3 protein-coding genes are annotated in these 3,702 nt (G+C 37.2%); 2 read left to right on the top strand and 1 reads right to left on the bottom strand.

The window, feature by feature from the left end; translation table 11 throughout:
- The first annotated feature begins 542 nt into the window (after positions 1 to 542).
- Together ACFOU2_RS11230 and ACFOU2_RS11225 are read left to right on the top strand one after the other, a co-directional pair.
- A complete protein-coding gene (locus ACFOU2_RS11230) occupies positions 543 to 1,607 on the top strand; it encodes an endonuclease/exonuclease/phosphatase family protein (RefSeq protein ID WP_377915122.1) in 1,065 nt (354 codons plus the stop codon).
- 318 nt (positions 1,608 to 1,925) lie between these two features.
- Positions 1,926 to 2,189: a hypothetical protein gene (locus ACFOU2_RS11225; RefSeq protein WP_377915120.1), complete on the top strand. Its 264-nt coding sequence runs from the start codon at positions 1,926 to 1,928 to the stop codon at positions 2,187 to 2,189.
- A gap of 1,384 nt (positions 2,190 to 3,573) precedes the next feature.
- On the opposite strand, the gene ACFOU2_RS11220 is transcribed toward ACFOU2_RS11225, so the two are convergent.
- Positions 3,574 to 3,702 (bottom strand): DUF3967 domain-containing protein, encoded by a 129-nt coding sequence (locus ACFOU2_RS11220; protein WP_377915124.1) that lies wholly within the window; start codon positions 3,700 to 3,702, stop codon positions 3,574 to 3,576.

Genomic DNA, 3,702 nt, shown 5'->3' with positions numbered 1-3,702 from the left:
TCTCCTTTCAGTTTTGTTTAGGCGCAAATCTGAGAATACCCTGCCTCTTTCTTTTTATCTAGTAGAAAAATTTGCTTACACAAAATAATTTACTTCATCATTTAGACAAACGTTTATTTATTTTAAATCTGAAGATATAAAAAATAAAAAGTAATATTCTCATATTTCTATGCATATCAATAGTGTGTCTTTTCCCTTCAAAGGCCCTCCGAGCCATCTATTATGTATGTGATTGAATACATATTTACCTAATAAAAAGCGAACCTTCTTCATAAACAAGAAGTTCGCTTTTTATTAGGTATTTTTCAATGCAACATGATAGCTATTTCGTTGCATTTGATTCCTATATACTTATCGACATTATTAATACAAAGAGCCCCCAAAAAAATAGTTTTTACTTTAAGTCAAACCCAGTAGAAGGTTGATATCTCCTCTTAATTTATTACATTTTTTCTAGTAACCAACTTCTGATAAATGTTGTTTCACAGAGGACAGTCTCTTAATATACATATATTACCTTAATAAAGAAAGGAGTGAATAAAATGGAGAAAAAGAAGAAGGATGGCGAATATGAATATGATTTCAGTGATTCTAGAGATGATGATGATAACGATGACAAAATAAAAGACCCCCTTTCATTCATGACCTGGAACCTTTATATAGGGGCAGATTTGACACCAATTTTAACCGCCACTACGCCAGCTCAAATCCCCCAACGTGTAACGGAAGTGTTTCAGCAGTTTCTTGCGACTAATTTTCCTGTCCGTGTGAAAAAAATTGCCCGAAAGATCGCTTCAAAGAAACCTGATCTCATTGGACTGCAAGAAGCAGAACTATGGCAATTGTTTGTTCCGGGTTTCCCAACAGTCACATATGACTTTGTGGAATTGCTGCTAAGTGAGTTAAGAAAAAGGGGATTACATTATGAAGTGGCGGCAAAAAATAAAAACTTACTTTCGCCGCAATTACTAACCAGCCACGGAAATTCAGTAGCAGTACAGGATAGGGATGTTATATTGATCCGAAAGGGATCGGGGCTGAAGGTCATTCGGCGAAAAGAAGCCAATTTCCAAACCAATTTGACAGTACAGATTGGAGGGCAACAAGGGCAAATATTCAAGATTCTTCGGGGATGGTCATATGTCGACGTTGAGACAAAAGGACGTATCTTCCGGGTAATCAACACCCATCTGGAGCCGGTTTCTCCTGTGCCGACTTCTATCATGGTTCAGATCGCCCAAGGAAATGAATTGCTTGCGGGGCCAGCTAATACAAATCTGCCACTGATCGTTCTAGGCGATTTGAATTCAAACACTGACGGCACCGGCACACCAACATACCAGAATTTTATTAATGCCGGATTTCGAGATGTTTGGATAGAGGTGGGGAAAGGACAAGGATTTACCTGCTGTCAGGATTCTGACCTATTGAATACCGTGTCCTCCTTAAGTAGAAGAATAGACTTTATTTTATTTAAAAACGGTTGGAAACCGATTCGGGCCAATTTGTTAGGAGAGGAACAGCGTGACAGAACTCCAACTGCTCTCTGGCCGTCCGATCACGCCGGAGTAGTGGCTAGCTTAGTTCTAAAGGGAAAGCCATGTTAGAAGGCTTTGATAAATATTGAATGATTAAAAATAGGCTGTATATCACATTCATTTTTAATTAACATAAAGTTTTTATCGGCAATGAAAGAGGTTGGGTATCTTTTGGGCGCCCAAAAGGTACCCAACCTCTTTTTTAATGACATAAGTCAGGTTATAACAAGTAAATTTACTTCTCATCGACCTTCTTGTTTTTTGATTGTCTCCATTGTTGTTTTATAGGTAATCACCTAATTTGAAGTGAAGATAAGCTCTTTCCCTAGGTATAGGGCATAGCATGTAAAAGGCTAAACATTCTTCTTCAAAAAAGTAGGTGAAAACATGAATTCAAACGAAAACATGAATCCAGATATGAGAGACTACATGCATCACCATTATGGAGTAGGATATGTACCATATCCTTTCTACGGATCCTATATGGGATATGGATATCCTTATTATGGGATGGGCGGGCATTATCATCACCATCATCACCACTACCATCATTATGGACACCACGGATATCATCACCCACATATTACTCAAAAACAATCTGTATATATTAAACAACCACATATGGAAGATGTAATATATAAGCACAATTAAAAGCATCCGAGGCCTCTATTTGTTCTCAACAGATAGAGGTTTTTACTACATACCACCATATGCCTCTATCTCAACAAATGTTATCATGATCTCACTTTCATGGAATTAAAAACTCCCCCAAGTATTATCGGAAATCGGAAAAAAGGACATAAGGGATTTTTGATATCACTTACCGTGATATCACGAAAAGTGGATAGATGTCGACCTCATGTCCACTGATTTCAAACTAGAATGTCCCCTTTGTATCCCCATACTATCGATATGATGTCGACATGACTGACTTTTTATTTTCAAATGATAAATGTTCTTTTAAGATTTTGTATAAATGTTTCACAAAATCAGCAAATGTTCCACAAACGCAGGAATTTGTTTCACAAATATAGATATAAAGTCATGTTTTTTATCTTTCATATACATCCAGTTACGTCGGGTAGGAGGGAGTCCTCGCGGACGCCCTCCCCCCCTAAGAACCGTACGTGACAGCTTTCCTGTCATACGGCTCGAGCCTTCTTTTTGTTCAAACAACTCTTTTATTTAACACAAGGTATATGTACTAGCTTGGTAACTTCACCTGTAGAAACTTCTAAATTCCGTACCATAACCTTTTCGCCATTTTGTAGAGATTTCGTAATGCACCGAAAACCCGTTGTACTTGAGTCAGTTTCTCTTCATCTGTTAAATTTGACAAATTACCTACTGAACCAGCTCGAATACATAAAGGTCCAATATCTAATCGGACTAAGCCTAAAAGTACTACTGTAGTCGTACATGGAAGGTTTATACAAAGAAGATCAGTATTTTCACAAACAGTTCCTTCTGGACACGTAGGACACTCAGGTTCCTGCTGTTGTAGAACTACATCATCACGTATTCCCATAGGATTGTTTCTCCTTTCTATTAAGTTACTTTAGAGTATGCAAATTTTGCTTTATTCGAAAGGAACAAGACCCTATTTTTCAATAAATACCGCTTGTTTCTGTCCATTTTGTATGGAGCGAATGGTTTCGATTAGACATTGATCTCTCTCGTTCAAACGTTGGTCAATATATTGTTGTTGCATTTTTTCATCGAACTGTGACATAAGTATAAAATTTTAAAAAATTGTCTAATATGATAATGCGTGTAGATTTTCCGGAAAATCTAACTACATACGCCACGAATAATGAAAAGCGAACGTTCGCACACTCATTGGGTATATCAATCAATATATGTAATCCCGAGGGGTATTGAGGGTATACCTTAGCCTGAAATAGACATATTTCGGGCTATTCGTGTTGCTACGCATTTTGAATCTACTGTGTAACACATTATTCTTTTAATATCATTCCAAAATTAACGTTTCCACCACTTAATCCGAAGAACCATTTATATCAATCCCCCTGAATTACCAAAACTGCCACCATTTCTTTTGGCCCTTCTGTTCCTCAAGTACAGCAACTTGTTTTTTCATTTCCATCATCTCTTTCATCGTGTTCACTAACTCACCATCACGCTTTTCTAATCGATGATTGAT

This window comes from Bacillus songklensis, assembly GCF_042649685.1.
GTDB lineage: Bacteria > Bacillota > Bacilli > Bacillales > Bacillaceae_H > Bacillus_BA > Bacillus_BA songklensis.
The sequence above is the reverse complement of the archived record's forward strand: the minus strand, read 5'-3'. Positions and strand labels throughout refer to the sequence as shown.